Genomic DNA, 13,995 nt, shown 5'->3' with positions numbered 1-13,995 from the left:
CGATAGTATTAAGTATTATGGTATATCTTCCTCGAAATCATGGAGATGACTATAGGCAGGAAGTGTTGAGATACGAGGGTCATCGACCCTTTTCCCAACAGTGAAATGGTATATTACCTGTTGTTCTGCTGGTGTCTTCAGAAAGGTATGTACATCATCATCAAGAAATGCACCGATACCAGTAGCATCATATCCCATTGCTGTAGCACCTAAATATAAAACCTGTCCCAGAAATCCTGCTTCATAATGGATATAGCGATATCCTCGGTCACCATAAGCTAGTAACGCATACTCAAAGTTACTCATAAAGCTGATGGCAAAAGCCGAGTCACCGGCAATGTCTTGATCTAAACTTAGTTCCTTTGCACTGTGTTGCACATCACCTCTGGACACTAATAGTAGCCGCTTTTGTACTCTATCAAGGTAATACACACCTCTTTCCAAGCCCTCGATACGGTGAATATATAGGTAGGGAACGACTAGTGGTGGCCCCTCTCGGATCAAGAAATCAGCTTTATATGAGGAGCATAAAAGTTGCATAAGAAAATGAAACTCCGGCAAAGACAACGGTGTTTTACCATCAAAATCAAGTGCACTTCTCCTGTGTCTGATAGTCCATTTTAATGAATATTCGACAGCCGGTATTATTGTATTAATTTCCCCACATTGTTTATCTCTTGTATACGGCAAATAATTTACAAATGATTTATCTTGTTGTGGAATACGTATGTGATACGTTCTACCAGTAAGTGCGTGTCCCATACGGATACGTGGATAATCTACTTCTCTGCTCGAAAGCCTGTTTGTATACCTTGAGGCACCTATATCGACCTTTTGAAATTCCTTCCGATTCGCACCAATAACAGGTTGATCACTACTTAGAACCAAAAATAAAAGCAATTGCTCGTCCGTCTTATCAAAACAAAGATATTGGCGCATACTATCATCATTGAACGCTCCAACGGACAGCACAAAAAATCCCAGCGCATGTGCCGCTACCATAATCGATGCCATTGCATGTCCCACATCAAGATAGCAGTACCGTAAAGCTCTGGACTGATATTTCCATGCCTCGCGCCAAAAGATGCTATGTAACCCGATAATAATTGGAGGCGTTTTAGAAATACCGTCAAATCTTTCCCACAAAACAGGGATTATATCCCCGATAACTCTTTGCTCGATCTGATGGTCTTTCACAAAATAATGATATGCACCTGATGGAATATCTTTCACGTTATGAATATAAAGATGTGTCTCTGTAGGATGCAAATCTCCACTGCTTGGGTTTACCCTCAGCGACCATGGCTCTACACCCGGATAAGATTTCCATGCACTGATAGACATTGAATAATACAGGAGTGTGGATAAGGTATTTAACGTAACAGGGTTATTCCTTGGTTTATTATGAGTAAAAGACCAAACATACGATAATGGGCTATGCATCTTTTCAAAGCTATTTCCCAAATCTATTTTTGGGCAACCTACATAGGTACGAAAAGGATTCGGTTGATTTGACCAGTCAAGAACATGCTGATTCTGATAAAGTTTCTCCCAACTATGTTTTGTTGTCTCATGGTATTCACGAATAGATTTCATTCAGGCATTGTATAAGAATTGTGCCGTGTATGCAATACCTGTGTGGAAACATTTTTGAGTATAAACATGAATATTTCTTTTGACTTTTTTCTTACAACTTACAAGATTTATATGGTAAAATCTTTTTTTATAATCCAGGTAATAGCACACAGCTACATAAAAATCTGAAAATAAAGAAGAGATTTTAATGCAGGGAGGAAAGATTTTTACCAGCACCATCCTTACCCATTCCATCGAGACTGCATTTACTCAGAAATTTCATGGTCTTTACCCGACAATGATTGTTGCCCAATCATTACGGCGTTTTGGCGAAGGAGTTAAGGTCTGTTGTGAGATTGTAATGGAAGCATGTGATGGAGGACCTTATCCCGGAATTTGAAGAAGTTGTTGCCGTAGCAGGAACCGGCAGAGGAGCTGATACGGTATGTATAGTAAAATCGGCAACATCAAAGAGGTTCTTAGATCTTAAAGTACTTGAAATACTAGCAAAACCCCGAGGGTAAAAAGAGGCTTCACTATGATTATAGTAAACAAATCCCCTTTCATAGAGGATTTGTTTACGTATTATCATGTATTATAAAAACCAGACCATAGAACAGCGTAGTACAAAAAACAACTATAAATTAACTTCTGCTAATATCTCTGCCATATCAATTACAGGAAGTTTTATGGATTTCTCACCAAGAAGCGTATCTACGATATCCTGTGGTGCGCTCCGATAGTGTAAAACGGCTTTTACCTTCAATGGAGATTTAGCATCACCTGGAATTAAACAAACAAAATGTTCCTCTTTTTGACCTTTTGGAGGAATACGATTATCTGAAATAATATGTGTGGCAGTCCACACGTGAAGTGTCTGTTTGCCGTTTTCATCTCCAAATACGGTATGATAGATGGTAGCATTAGGATCGACGTTCCCTTTTTCATCTACTTTTCCGCTTTGATAAATAATTTTGTCTTCTGCATCTGTCACAGAAGTTTCTAACCACATCTGGCGCAGCTCGGTAAGCCCTGTAGGTAAGTAATGCCCTGCGCCGGTATTTTTTATGTTTACCTGGAATTTCAGGATATCGCCTTTTTTTGCGTTTGGATTCGCCACAACTTCGAGAGTTGCAGCGTTCTTCAATCTGTCAATGGCCATTTGGGGCTGTACTTCTGAGTTAGGCGGTAAAGAAATCTGAGAAACGCTTCCGCCAACAAAGTAATGTGTCCATATATGAGGACGCTTCTTACCTCCCATAATTTCGGGCGATGCCAGACCAGGGTTGTCAGGCCTGTCAGTGCTGCCAGTGCTGGGAAAACCGGGACGCTGTCTCATATGACAATCCTGACAATGCACGGTCGTCTCCGGATCATTTGTATTATATGGACCTTGCCTCCATTCCGTATAGGTTTGTTCTATAGGGAGATCATTTCCGGCGTGTGATACATCATGACACCCCCCACAGAATTCCGAGCGTGTATGCAACTCAGAGTACTGACTTCCATGAATGGTTTCAGGAGAATCCTTAAAAGGACCATATTTAATGCCCCCTTCCATTGCAGCTGCGTTACCAGGACTTAGTATGTAGGGCGCATTTCCAATACCCGTAGTTGCCCTGACAGAATGACAAAAATCACAGATAACACCTCCTTTTTCATCATCGACAGGAAGATTGGCATCTCCGGCGCTATGACCAATAGGAAAGTGGCAACGAACGCAAGATTCTATATTTCGTTTTTGTGATTCTCCTTCTGCTGTTTTTTTACCCAAGTTATAAAGAGCCTGAAAAAGTGGATTCTTCCATGCATTAGCATGCGTGGAACCACTCCACATCTTAAAAATTTCAGGATGACAGGAACCGCAAGAAATCGGACTGAAGAATTGACTTATTCTTACATCGCCTGGCACCGTAATGGGTAAATCAACAATATTTTCTGGCCTCTTCCCCGGAGGAAGTTTCCAGGTAGGTGACCACTCCTTAGGATCACTTGCAAAAGATGCATTTAAAGACAGAAGGGATAAACTGCACATTACATAAAACATTGATTTAAAATATAAACGCATACGAGATTATTATCCTTTCTTTAAATAATGTTATACTATAGTACTTCAATGATGAAACCGAACATATCCTCAACAGAGGAAAGACTACCCCGCCAGTCATTGCTTCGGAAAAAACCCTCGCAATGACATGTTGAGAGATTCCGTAACGTTCCCTATACCAGCATACAACCAAAGACTCATGCACCACATTTTGTTCGGTTTCATCTCTTGGATGCTATAGCTTTAAGAATTTAACCTAAATTCTGCAACGGGATATAGAGTAGGCCTTCGGCGACTTTTAATGTTAAATTAGTACAAAACAACGATTATACAAAAAATTTATCTGTTTAAAACAAAAAATTTCCATCACACTATCAGGATATATTTTATCTAGAGATCATCCCAAAACTTTAATTTAGTATCTAGAATGATTTGGAAAATAGTATGTATAAGGAGAGAATTTTTCATACTCTGTAAGCCAGTTCCTGGGGTGGCACTGACAAACTCTGTTTGTCAGTGTTTTGTAATCCATATCCATGCACGTATGGAAATAAGCACGGACAAACCCATTTGTCAGTGCCACTCGGTAAGGTAGAGAGAGGTTTCCGTACAGAAATAGGTTTTGGGGATAGCTTCTATACATAAAATTATTAATGTAATAACATGATAAAAAAAGGGGATAGACTAAAAGTCTATCCCCTTTGTGGAAATATATGAATATAATGAATATATTTTTTGTATTATTTTTCCTACTTTGGTTCTTTAACCTTTACAACTTTGGTTGATTTTACCGTAGTATCTCCTTCTACTGCAACAAAATTTTTAATCTTTTCAAATTTCTTATCGCCGACACCTTTAACTTTTTTCATATCTTCTATAGTCTGAAAATTACCATTATTCTTCCTATAGTTTACCACTTCAATAGCAATCTTAGGTCCTATCCCGGGTAATAACGCAATTTGATCCTCTGTAGCAGTATTAATATTTACCTTTCCCTCGACCCCTTCGTCAGACATACAAATCGTTTGACAAACAAAGGCAATTGCAAACACCAGCACAATTACACTGCAAAATTTACGTAGTATGTGCATAGTAATCTCCTATAAAAATAAACATTCCTAATAAAGTTCTCAAAGGCCTTTGAATAGAAACAAACACGTGTTTTACGAAAACATTCAGCAAAGTATAAACCGGAAATCATAAAAGTTAAAAAAAAGAAAAAATTATCCCTAAATAAGGAAGCTTTCAGTAGTAATAATTTTTATAATTTTATAGAAAATTCAGAAAAAAGGGTAAAGTATGTATGCATAATACAAAAAAGATCATAAAAGGATTTTAAATAGTACAAAATTGTTGATTATAACAATCAACAAAAAAGGACACGCATAATTGCATGTCCTTTTTCACTTTTAAAAAATACCTTTACTTTAATAGATGTTTAGTTCTTTTTATCCCGTAAGGATTCTATAACTTCATCTATCAAGCCATATGCTTTTGCCTCATGAGAAGACATATAGAAGTCTCGGTCAACATCTGCTTCGACACGTTCTATTGGTTGCCCTGCATGTTTCACAAGGATTTCATTTAAATACTTCTTCATTCTCAGGATCTCTTCCGCCTGAATACTAATATCCGTTGCTGTACCTCTCATACCACCCCATGGCTGATGAAGCATGATACGGGTATGGGGCAGGCCATATCTTTTCCCTTTTGTTCCAGCAGCAAGGAGGATAGCAGCCATGCTGAACGCCTGGCCTATACAAAAAGTTGCAACATCGCATTGTACGAATTGCATCGTATCGTAAATGGCCAAACCAGCGGTAATCGATCCACCTGGAGAATTAATATAAATATTGATGTCCTGGTTTTTATTCTCATTCTGAAGAAATAATATCTGTGCTATAACCAAATTTGATAAGGTATCTTCTATCGCAGAACCAATAAAAATGATACGATCCTTTAACAGCCTTGAGAATATGTCGTAATGTCTCTCACCATAGCCGGTCTTTTCAATAACGTAAGGAACAAAAAGGTTATGAGAACCCCCTTTAGACCCTACAGCAGGAAATTCGCCATTTTCTAAATATGATACATACTCTTTATACACAAAAACTTCCTTTCGTTTATTTTTACTTCACGTTTAACAGTAATTCTTCTGGTTTTATCCTTCTGTATGAGCTTCTTTAAGGATGAGATTTACTACTTTATTCTCACGCATATCGTTCCGCAAATAGGATAAGCTCCCCTGACGTTCTAATTGTTTACGAACCCTGGCCGTATCGGTATTGTATGCACGTGCAATATCAGCAATCCGCTGTTCTACTTCGTTTTCTGTAACGAATATCTTCTCCTTCTCGGCTATCTTATCTAAGATAAGAGATGCCTTTAACTCACGCATTACTGATTCGGCAGATGCATTTTTGATATTTTCCGTTTGTTTTTGAATTTCTTCTAAGGGCATGCCCCTGTTCAGCAAATCCAACTGATGCTTATATACCCTTTTTCCCGTATGGTAACTCACAAAATCTTCAGGTAATTCGAATTTTGTCTGGTCTAAAAGAATATCAAGTACCTGGTTCCTCAAATCATCTTCTGCCCATTTCCTTTTCTCAATCTCAACCTGTTTTTGTATCTTTGACTTTAAATCTTCCAAGGATTCAAAACCTAAGGTTTTGGCAAAATTCTCATTAACTTCAGGAACAGCAAGCCGTTTTATTTCTTTCACGGTAAGTTGTAATTTCGCATTCTTTCCCCGATGCTCTTCTTTTACGAAGGCATCTGGCAGTTTCACATCAATACTGCGTATTTCACCCGATTTTGTGCCTTCTAGTTTTGTGACTAAGTCTGGTATCCCTGTATTAAAGACTGCAAAGCCGTCTGCAACAAGAATTTCTATATCGTTGTCTTCCAATACGGTACTCCCATCCACTTCTACTTTACCATCACAAATAATTTGATCTCCCTTTGCTGCATTTCCGTCTTTTACAACGGTTAATTGCGCTTTACGGAGGCTCATATTGTGTAATGCTTTTTGTATATCTTCATCCGTTACCGTAGTTGATTTTTTCTTTAACTTTAAATCCTTGTACTGACCTACATCAAATGTTGGCCATACTTCCAGGGTTACATCAAAATTAAAGGGTTGTCCAATATCAAATTTTATATCGCCAAATTTTGGATTCCCCACCGGATTCAGTTTATGCTCTTCAATTACCTTTTGGTAACAATCACTAACCACAGATTGTCTCACCTCATCCTTAATTTGGTCAGCAAACCGCTTTTCCACTAACTTGCGAGGCGCATGCCCCTTTCGAAAACCAGGTAGCTCTATCGTATCACAAACCTCTACGGTCTTTTTCTCAAATTCGCTCTCGATTGTTTCCTTTGGTATTTCAAATTTTAAAACTTTTTTACAAGGGCCTGCATCTTCAATTGTTACATTCATCGTATTAGTATCCTACAATACCTTCCATTTAAGATAAAAAATGGAGCGGGTGATGGGGTTCGAACCCACGACATTCACGTTGGCAACGTGACGCTCTACCACTGAGCTACACCCGCCTTTACAGAAAAAAAATGCGAGGGGGGGGAATTGAACCCCCACGCCGTAAGGCACAAGATCCTAAATCTTGCGCGTCTGCCAGTTCCGCCACCCTCGCCTGATAGAGCAATTACGTTTGCCTTACAGTAAATATGCTTCATCCGGAAAGTGTTTCCTCAATATCCGCCCTATCACTTGTCACTAACCAGATATGCTATAGCTTATCAAGTCTCTTCATACTCTAACTAATCCTTTAGAGTACATAACCTTGGTGCGCCCTGAAGGATTCGAACCTTCGACCCACTGATTAAGAGTCAGTTGCTCTACCAACTGAGCTAAGGGCGCATCTGATACATTATCAATCCTGTTTAGGCTTATGGATGGCGCGCCCGGCAGGACTTGAACCTGCAACCGTTGGATTCGAAGTCCACCACTCTATCCAATTGAGCTACGAGCGCAAAATTTACAGCTCAACAACGATTTAAAATTCTATTTTCATTACCATAGAATAAAAATAATTCAACAAAGACTAAATTATAATTAATTTTTAAAAAAAGTCAACTGCATTTATGATTGTGGAAATTTAAATACTCAGGAGGTTGGTTACTGTTCTCTCACGTGACCGAGATTTGCATCTTGCCGCAAAAGTTCTTTCTGAATATCCGATACAGGTGTATCCCTTAACGCTTTGCTTTTAAGAGACGCAAATGCAGCACATACTCCAGCTGCTTGTCCGGTTGCTATGGAGGCAGGCATAACACGGTATGAAGAGTGGGCTTCATGGGTACCGGAAATGCAACGGCCGGCAACAATAATTCCTTCAATACCCTCCGGTAAGAGACAGCGCAGGGGAATATCATAAGCCTCGCCCGGAGGCAGGCGCTTAAATTCCGTGCCTTTCCCTTCGGGATTGTGGATGTCTATGGGATATGCGCAACGTGCAATTACATCAGGAAATTTGCGGGCGCTCAATACATCATTCTCGGTAAGTTGATAATCTCCCACGATTCTTCTCGTCTCACGCACCCCTATATGTACCCCGCTTTGAGCAATATAAGCCTTTTCAAAACCCGGTACATACCGGCGCAGGAACGCTGTAATCTGGCGCATCTGCCAACGGCTTTCCCATTCTGCATATGTCAAATCCCATACATCAATGCCAAGCACCTTCGTCACACGTGTACTATTAAAACAGACCTCCCGTTCATGCGGAGTTGCGAAAAATAAGATATCTTCGCGTTTTAATTCGAGTTCGCCTGCATCAGTAGCCTTACGAATAAGGTCCCAAAGTCCATGAACACCATACCATTGGTCAGGATGTTCTCTTATATATGCATGAAAAGCTGCACGCTCGAACTCTGCCATCCGAAACATTAATGTCATAGGCTGCACCAATCCATCATGATCCCGTCCTATTTCATATCGCGCCCCGGTTCGTGCCGCCAAATCACCATCACCGGTGCAGTCAATAATAACCTGAGCCTTAATTACGATAGGACCTGATTTTGTCTCAAAAACAACCCCCCTTTTCCCCTGGTCATCAACAACATCGCTTGCTAATGCATGCAACAAAATATGTACACCGGCCTCATCTATCAGTTGCAGCATAACGAGTTTGAATATCTCAGGATCAAAAGGTATCGTATAACCTGTTTTCAAAGAAGGAGGGATAATTCCGCCCGACTTTACTAAACAGGTAATCAGCTTCCTGTATACACCGGCTATCACAGGCTCGCCAGATCCATGGTCAGTAGGAAATAGCGTTGTGGCGGCAGGCCGTTTCTGAACCGGGTGCTCTGTATAAGATGATGCAAAAGGCATAACCAAAGCTGCCGTTGCATTACCGCCAAGAAAGCCATAGCGTTCGGCTAAAATGACCTTTGCGCCTGCCCATGCTGCGCCCATAGCTGCGCCGAATCCTGCCGGACCACCACCAACGACAAGGACATTTGTTTCCGCAGCAACTATCGCTGAACGCGCCGGTAAATTAAGAGAAACGGATTGTATCGGGCGGGAAAGTGCTGGCATTCCCTTACCCTCCTACAGGAAATTTATCAGATGGTATTCTTATGGGGCCCTCTTTTCGCTTGCGGCCTTCCTTGAGCAGGCGCACCGCAATAGTGTTATTCTCCAGAGCGCGCTTTTTTAACCGCGGGAGAATACGGCTGATTTGCTTCTGCAACAAGCGCTGCTTATCCCACGACCGATCTATATAGGCTATAAGCCGGCCAGCATTTACCAATTTTAGAGGAGGTGTTGCCATGTGTAATTCATCAATAAATCCGCTGACTTTTGATGCATAGGGCAATGCTACAAAAGGGACTCCCTGGATCGCTGAAAAGATGAGAAAGTGCAGTCGCATGCCTACGGTGAATGCAAAATGTCCAATGATAGAGAGCACTTGCCCGGAAGTATATTCACCTTTCAGCACAGTAGCCTGTGATGCGCGGAGCATGCGGGCAACTACTGCATGAGATTGCTGCACATCCTTCACAAGACGCTCCATAGGAATGAATACCACATCGGCATCAAAACGATCTACCATATAGTCAGCTGCATCTGCCAAAAGCGCATGGTAATGATCTTCGCTAATGTCCGGAGCAGCCGACCCTGGTTCACGGACAGATATACCTATTTTGCAGCGTTGCCCGTCGAGATGCTCCCTTTCCAGTGTGCCAGGCGGCAATGGTTCGGGTCTGAGAAGCAATGCGGGATCAGCTGTCACTAGTATCTCGCGATTTACCCCTATTTCCTCCAGTGTCTGCTGAGCATCCCGCTCACGAACGGTTATTACGGTTGCCTGGTTCAAGCAATCTCGCATTAATTCCTTGCTAGCCGGATCGTTGAGTGGCCCTACACCTACGGAATAGACCATTACCGGCACGCCTTTTTCCTGCGCCAGCACTACTTCCCGTAAGAATATTTTCACCTCCGGGTCGAATAAAATTCCTCCTCCTCCGAGAATCATAAGATCAAGCCGTTCAATCTCCGGGATAACCTCGTTACGGTTAATTTTACGAACGGGCACCACCCGCTCAACCTGGTGTCGCTGCAAAGTATCTTCAGGATTCCGTGTGAATACCGTAATCTCTACTGGCAAAGACCGGCGCAACTCTGTAATAATGCTTTGCAATATTGCCTCATCACCTAAATTTAAACCCCCGTAGGAGCCTGATATACCCACCTTAAAAATATTCTTGTTATCTTTATCCTTTGTTTTCATAAGAAATTCCTGACAACCGATATGTAATAGTGGTAATAAAATAAGATATCACTTACGCCTGTTTTTCACTTTTGTTTACCGTTGCGCTCTATTTTATCTTTATCGTGTCAAATTTTCCCTTTAACCAATCCAACTCAGATGCAATTGAATCTATGATAGGGAGTTTAACGCCTGGCAGGACCATATAGGAGTACGTTTCTATTTCTATGTGTCTTTTTCCCATAATCATTATCTGCCTGAAAAAATTATCTTCTATAAGATCTGTCGTTGAAGAAATCCCATACCCTGACCATAGTAAAGGAACGTGGAAATGTACCCTCCATTCCCCCTGGAAGGCCTGGCTTAGGGCATCTGGTAAATCTTTAAACCGCAGGATGCCTTCTTTTGAGAGAATACGTACCTGATGAAGATATTCTGTATCAGTAAAGGGCATAAATATCCGTTGCGGGTCACCGGGAGCTACTGCTCTGATAGCAGAAGATATCTGAATTTTAGCAACTAATATGCCAAATTGCATAAGCTTCTCCAGCCAGAATAAAGGCGATTCAAATTCAACCACGACATGGCAACAATCTAAGCAGACCCCTAAATACCTTCGGGCAGAGTCTTCTGTCTTAAAGATTTTCTCAAAAAACTCAATAGCAGACCCCAGCAAGTCGAGGTAACAATCGGGTTCCGGCTCCAGGCATAAGATGATATGCCTGCCTGTTTTTTCCTCCAGTTCTTTCAGGAAAATTACGAATTTCAGCAGATTCGAAGCTGCTGAAGCTTTTTCTTTTTTCCCATAATGGAATGGAACTGTGGATATTGTACCTATTTCACCTTCTGGCAAAATATCTGCAAGGATTTTAGCAAGATTGATGGTATACTCTACGCGCATCTCAGACGACCAATCCGGCAGGTAAACATTTTCTTTTATTCGTGTTCCGTGGAAAGGACCAAAAGGAAAACCGTTTATGGTAACTACATATAATTTATTATCGTAAAGAAATGTACGGAACTCTTCCAGCCTCATAAGAAGTTCATGCGCTGCTTTCTGAGAGAGTCTCAGTCCTAATCCAAAATCCTTATCAGGACAAACCTTTGCCTTTACCCTCAGGGCATAATTTTTTATTGCCGCAAGGATTTCATCCAGATGCTCAGCAGAATGAATATTGAGGCCGTACATGACATGATTACCGTTTCCTAATTTCATACAAAAATTTTTTATTTCACAGATTTTTTATTTGGTAAAGGAATAGTCAAGATTTTCGCAAATACATAGCCAAATTTCTGATGTTTTTACAAAATAGATTGACATCTAGCAAAGTCTATAGTTGATGTACAGGAATTTCAAAGTTTTTCATTATGCCATGAACACACCCTTAGCCCCTCTCAAGAGAGGAATCGGGGAAGTCCCCTCTTGAGAGGAGATTGAGAGGTGGGTAAAAAGCCGTTGTGTTTTGCCTTTTAAAAACCGAACCTGATTTATACTTTTCCAGAAAAATCTCTTATTTAGTAAAAATTAGGTATTTAACTTGCGCAAAGGAACTACAATAAAAAGGAGCAATGGAGAGAGCATCAGTTAATTTTTCAGATTGGACAGAAAATAATTAACGTTTTCATGGAGATAAAGTATGGATTTATTAACAAAAAATGATTTAAGGGCATTAATAGAAAAGCCCAAAGGGCCAAAGGGACTCTGTATATCAATTTTTATGCCTACGCATCGAATGTGGCCGGAAACACAGCAGGATCCGATTAGACTAAAAAATCTTCTTCGGATAGCAGAAGAAAACCTTATACGAAACGGACTCCGGTCACCGGAGGCGAAAAAATTGCTAGAACCCTCTCAAGTATTCTTAATAGATACGTCTTTTTGGAGATATCAAAGTGACGGTCTGGCAATATTTCTTTCTTCCGATGTATTTCAATACTACCGCCTTCCTTTGAAATTTGGAGAATTTGCGGTTGTAACTCACCGTTTTAACATCAAGCCGCTTCTCCCATTATTCAATAGCGATGGTCACTTTTTTGTTCTGGCGCTTAGCCAAAATAAAATCAGATTATTTCAGAGTACCCGTTACAGCATCAGTGAGATGGACTTGGAAAAAACACATGTTCCGACAAGTATAAGTGAAGCTCTCAGGTATACCGAATTTGAAAAACAACCGCATTTTCGTACCCGTATAACACCCTTTACCGGTGGATCAACTCCCGTGGGTGAAAAAGCAGGTACATTTTATAGTAGCAGGGAAGATATTGATGAAGCAAGAAAAAACATCCTGGAGTACTTTAATAGGGTTGATAAGGGTTTGCATGAACTATTGCATGATGAAAAAGCGCCTTTGGTGTTGGCAGGAGTTGAATATCTTTTACCAATATACAGAGAGACAAACTCATATCCTTATCTAATGGAGAGGGGAATTACAGGAAGTCCTAAAGAGACAAACGAAAAAGAACTCTGTGAACAGGCATGGACCATTGTACAGCCATATTTCCAGAAAGAACAGGAAGACGCAGCCAGGAAATATAAGCAATTTGCCGATACAGACCGTACCTCTCATGATATTAAAGAAATCGTTGTAGCAGCTTACCACGGACGTGTTGAATCGCTTTTTGTAGCTGTCGGCGCCAGGCAATGGGGTGCTTTTAATCCAGAGACTCAGGTGGTTCATGCCCATGAGAAAGAAGAAGTTGGAGATGAAGATTTATTGGATCTTGCAGCCATTCATGCTTTTTTAAAAGGAGGATCCGTTTATGCTGTTGAGCCGGAGAAAGTACCTGATACCTCATTATCGGCTGCTGTATTTCGATATTAGTTAGCAATGAAACACACTCCTAAATATTTTCTCGCAGATTTCCCATAATGGCATGATGCTGTTGATATTGTACCAGTTTCCCCGTCTGGTAAAATATCTGGTAAGGATTCTGATAAGATCGTGGGTATAGAATACCCTCGATGGAGAAGACCAATCTGGCAGATATCCCATGTCACCCCTTCGGGGTTGAAGGGTTTTTTCAGCTTTTTCTATAATCATGACATCCCTACGGGATTAGGCAGGAAGATCATAAATAGGTCTTTCGGCAACTTTTATATAATATCAAAACGTAGGGCAAGGCTTTACAGGCTGTCCGAGAATGCTTTCATATGACAAATCCTATACTATATGTTGACAAAATATTAGCACGACAACAATATTTAGTATGGTATTTGTGAGTCGATTGAATTCTCGGACAGCCTGTTTAGCCTTGCTTCCCCGCATGAACGTGCCACGGAGAGAGCAACTCTAAAGGGTTGCCCTATGTAATTAAAATTCCTATATATGGAATTAGATTGGGTTTTAAAAGGCAAAATATCCAATAACTTTTCTTTTTACCCACCCCTCAAGCCCCTCCGAGACTGTGTCGTAATTATCAAAATTTTTTATAAAAAAGCGGACTCTCGGAGAGATAAAGAATGCGGGATGTGATAGAATATACCCGAGTGTCTTGCAAGGGGGGCAGAAAAAGATCCGTGTAGAGAATCCATAGGATAATTTTCAAAAAGCCGGAGACCCGGAATCCGGACAGGAAGATATGGAAAGGAAGAGAAATAGGCAAAAGTAGGCAAAACAGGGAAAATATATC

The 13,995-nt window shown here is 40.7% G+C and carries 12 protein-coding genes and 4 tRNA genes; 3 read left to right on the top strand and 13 right to left on the bottom strand.

Annotated features, from left to right (window positions below; all coding sequences use genetic code 11):
- Window positions 1–15 precede the first annotated feature (15 nt).
- Window positions 16–1,596 carry a SagB/ThcOx family dehydrogenase gene (locus tag FBQ94_RS07430; protein ID WP_007222869.1) on the bottom strand — a complete coding sequence of 527 codons (1,581 nt, stop codon included), beginning with the start codon at window positions 1,594–1,596 and terminating at the stop codon, window positions 16–18.
- A gap of 187 nt (window positions 1,597–1,783) precedes the next feature.
- Between FBQ94_RS07430 and FBQ94_RS07425 the strand changes: the two genes are divergently transcribed.
- Both FBQ94_RS07425 and FBQ94_RS07420 read left to right on the top strand, forming a co-directional pair.
- Window positions 1,784–1,975 (top strand): hypothetical protein, encoded by a 192-nt coding sequence (locus FBQ94_RS07425; protein ID WP_007222871.1) that lies wholly within the window; start codon window positions 1,784–1,786, stop codon window positions 1,973–1,975.
- Window positions 1,950–2,099, top strand: coding sequence for a hypothetical protein (locus FBQ94_RS07420; protein WP_285442075.1), 150 nt, complete (start codon window positions 1,950–1,952; stop codon window positions 2,097–2,099). Before FBQ94_RS07425 ends, FBQ94_RS07420 begins: the two co-directional genes overlap by 26 nt.
- A gap of 113 nt (window positions 2,100–2,212) precedes the next feature.
- On the opposite strand, the gene FBQ94_RS07415 is transcribed toward FBQ94_RS07420, so the two are convergent.
- The 11 genes from FBQ94_RS07415 to eboE all read right to left on the bottom strand — a co-directional run bounded on the left by FBQ94_RS07415 (window position 2,213) and on the right by eboE (window position 11,581).
- Window positions 2,213–3,643, bottom strand: a complete 1,431-nt coding sequence (locus FBQ94_RS07415; RefSeq protein ID WP_007222872.1) for a multiheme c-type cytochrome — start codon at window positions 3,641–3,643, stop codon at window positions 2,213–2,215.
- Between the two features lie 728 nt (window positions 3,644–4,371).
- The gene (locus tag FBQ94_RS07410) at window positions 4,372–4,713 is read right to left on the bottom strand and encodes a ComEA family DNA-binding protein (RefSeq protein ID WP_007222873.1); all 342 of its coding nucleotides are present in this window, start codon (window positions 4,711–4,713) and stop codon (window positions 4,372–4,374) included.
- Between the two features lie 347 nt (window positions 4,714–5,060).
- The gene (locus FBQ94_RS07405) at window positions 5,061–5,729 is read right to left on the bottom strand and encodes an ATP-dependent Clp protease proteolytic subunit (RefSeq protein WP_007222874.1); all 669 of its coding nucleotides are present in this window, start codon (window positions 5,727–5,729) and stop codon (window positions 5,061–5,063) included.
- A 54-nt stretch (window positions 5,730–5,783) separates the two neighbouring features.
- Complete coding sequence (gene tig, locus FBQ94_RS07400; RefSeq protein ID WP_007222875.1) at window positions 5,784–7,067, bottom strand: trigger factor; 1,284 nt, start codon at window positions 7,065–7,067, stop codon at window positions 5,784–5,786.
- A gap of 41 nt (window positions 7,068–7,108) precedes the next feature.
- Window positions 7,109–7,183: transfer RNA gene (locus FBQ94_RS07395), tRNA-Gly, on the bottom strand.
- Between the two features lie 16 nt (window positions 7,184–7,199).
- Window positions 7,200–7,281: transfer RNA gene (locus tag FBQ94_RS07390), tRNA-Leu, on the bottom strand.
- Window positions 7,282–7,432: 151 nt separating this feature from the next.
- Window positions 7,433–7,508, bottom strand: a tRNA-Lys gene (locus FBQ94_RS07385).
- A 36-nt stretch (window positions 7,509–7,544) separates the two neighbouring features.
- Window positions 7,545–7,621, bottom strand: a tRNA-Arg gene (locus tag FBQ94_RS07380).
- A 145-nt stretch (window positions 7,622–7,766) separates the two neighbouring features.
- Complete coding sequence (locus FBQ94_RS07375; RefSeq protein ID WP_007222876.1) at window positions 7,767–9,191, bottom strand: FAD-dependent oxidoreductase; 1,425 nt, start codon at window positions 9,189–9,191, stop codon at window positions 7,767–7,769.
- Between the two features lie 4 nt (window positions 9,192–9,195).
- Window positions 9,196–10,386, bottom strand: coding sequence for a polysaccharide pyruvyl transferase family protein (locus tag FBQ94_RS07370; protein WP_007222877.1), 1,191 nt, complete (start codon window positions 10,384–10,386; stop codon window positions 9,196–9,198).
- A gap of 88 nt (window positions 10,387–10,474) precedes the next feature.
- Window positions 10,475–11,581, bottom strand: coding sequence for a metabolite traffic protein EboE (eboE, locus tag FBQ94_RS07365; protein ID WP_007222878.1), 1,107 nt, complete (start codon window positions 11,579–11,581; stop codon window positions 10,475–10,477).
- A 421-nt stretch (window positions 11,582–12,002) separates the two neighbouring features.
- Here eboE and FBQ94_RS07360 point away from each other — a divergent pair, with 421 nt between their 5' ends.
- On the top strand, window positions 12,003–13,187 hold the full coding sequence (locus FBQ94_RS07360; RefSeq protein ID WP_007222879.1) for a baeRF3 domain-containing protein: 1,185 nt from the start codon (window positions 12,003–12,005) through the stop codon (window positions 13,185–13,187).
- On the opposite strand, the gene FBQ94_RS07355 is transcribed toward FBQ94_RS07360, so the two are convergent.
- Window positions 13,188–13,406, bottom strand: a complete 219-nt coding sequence (locus FBQ94_RS07355; RefSeq protein WP_007222880.1) for a hypothetical protein — start codon at window positions 13,404–13,406, stop codon at window positions 13,188–13,190.
- Window positions 13,407–13,995: the final 589 nt, after the last annotated feature.

It is taken from the genome of Candidatus Jettenia sp. AMX1 (genome assembly GCF_030263775.1).
Lineage (GTDB): Bacteria > Planctomycetota > Brocadiia > Brocadiales > Brocadiaceae > Jettenia > Jettenia caeni.
Note: the sequence above shows the minus strand (reverse complement) of the source record. Positions and strands in the feature narration are given on the sequence as shown.

What these genes read in the sequence shown, in the direction of transcription:
- FBQ94_RS07430 (WP_007222869.1), bottom strand. Translation starts at nt 1,596, where the DNA reads ATGAAATCTATTCGTGAATACCATGAGACAACAAAACATAGTTGGGAG.
- FBQ94_RS07425 (WP_007222871.1), top strand. Translation starts at nt 1,784, where the DNA reads ATGCAGGGAGGAAAGATTTTTACCAGCACCATCCTTACCCATTCCATC.
- FBQ94_RS07420 (WP_285442075.1), top strand. Translation starts at nt 1,950, where the DNA reads ATGGAGGACCTTATCCCGGAATTTGAAGAAGTTGTTGCCGTAGCAGGA.
- FBQ94_RS07415 (WP_007222872.1), bottom strand. Translation starts at nt 3,643, where the DNA reads ATGCGTTTATATTTTAAATCAATGTTTTATGTAATGTGCAGTTTATCC.
- FBQ94_RS07410 (WP_007222873.1), bottom strand. Translation starts at nt 4,713, where the DNA reads ATGCACATACTACGTAAATTTTGCAGTGTAATTGTGCTGGTGTTTGCA.
- tig (WP_007222875.1), bottom strand. Translation starts at nt 7,067, where the DNA reads ATGAATGTAACAATTGAAGATGCAGGCCCTTGTAAAAAAGTTTTAAAA.
- FBQ94_RS07375 (WP_007222876.1), bottom strand. Translation starts at nt 9,191, where the DNA reads ATGCCAGCACTTTCCCGCCCGATACAATCCGTTTCTCTTAATTTACCG.
- FBQ94_RS07370 (WP_007222877.1), bottom strand. Translation starts at nt 10,386, where the DNA reads ATGAAAACAAAGGATAAAGATAACAAGAATATTTTTAAGGTGGGTATA.
- eboE (WP_007222878.1), bottom strand. Translation starts at nt 11,581, where the DNA reads ATGAAATTAGGAAACGGTAATCATGTCATGTACGGCCTCAATATTCAT.
- FBQ94_RS07360 (WP_007222879.1), top strand. Translation starts at nt 12,003, where the DNA reads ATGGATTTATTAACAAAAAATGATTTAAGGGCATTAATAGAAAAGCCC.
- FBQ94_RS07355 (WP_007222880.1), bottom strand. Translation starts at nt 13,406, where the DNA reads ATGATTATAGAAAAAGCTGAAAAAACCCTTCAACCCCGAAGGGGTGAC.